1 protein-coding gene is annotated in these 964 nt (G+C 65.8%); it reads left to right on the top strand.

Translation table 11 applies throughout. The features are described from left to right. The coding region (locus tag HWX87_RS37630; RefSeq protein WP_176051837.1) for an aminotransferase at positions 1–964 on the top strand (964 nt) is incomplete at both ends.

The raw sequence follows: 964 nt of genomic DNA, 5'->3' as shown, positions 1-964 counted from the left end.
CGCGCCGGCAGCCGCGTGATCGTGAAGGCCGACGGCGTCTACCTGTGGGATTCGGAAGGCAACAAGGTGATCGACGGGATGGCCGGCCTGTGGTGCGTGAACGTCGGCTACGGCCGCAAGGAGCTCGCCGACGCCGCGTATCGCCAGCTGCAGGAACTGCCGTTCTACAACACGTTCTTCAAGACCACGCACCCGCCGGTGATCGAACTCTCCGCGATGCTCGCGGAAGTCACGCCGGCCGGCTTCAACCACTTCTTCTATTGCAACAGCGGCTCGGAAGGCAACGACACCGTGCTGCGCCTCGTGCACCAGTACTGGCGCGTGCAGGGCAAGCCGCAGAAGAAATACGTGATCTCGCGCAAGAACGGCTACCACGGCTCGACGATCGCAGGCGGCACGCTCGGCGGGATGGGCTACATGCACGAGCAGATGCCGTCGAAGGTCGAGCACATCGTGCACATCGACCAGCCGTATTTCTTCGGCGAAGCGCAGCCGGGCGAAACGCCGGAAGCGTTCGGCCTCGCCCGCGCGCAGCAGCTCGAAGCGAAGATTCTCGAACTCGGCGCGGAAAACGTCGCCGCGTTCATCGGCGAGCCGTTCCAGGGCGCGGGCGGCGTGATCTTCCCGCCGTCGACGTACTGGCCGGAAATCCAGCGGATCTGCCGCAAGTACGACATCCTGCTCGTCGCCGACGAGGTGATCGGCGGCTTCGGCCGGACCGGCGAATGGTTCGCGCACCAGCACTTCGGCTTCGAGCCGGACCTGATCACGATGGCCAAGGGCCTCACGTCGGGCTACGTGCCGATGGGTGCGGTCGGCATTCACGAGCGCGTGGCGCGGCCGATCATCGACAACGGCGAATTCAATCACGGGCTCACGTACTCGGGCCACCCGGTGGCGGCAGCCGTCGCGGTCGCGAACCTGAAGCTGCTGCGCGACGAAGGGATCGTCGAGCGCGTGAAGA

It is taken from the genome of Burkholderia sp. BCC1644, assembly GCF_902833225.1.
Lineage (GTDB): Bacteria > Pseudomonadota > Gammaproteobacteria > Burkholderiales > Burkholderiaceae > Burkholderia.
This window is presented reverse-complemented; position numbering and strand designations above follow the sequence as displayed.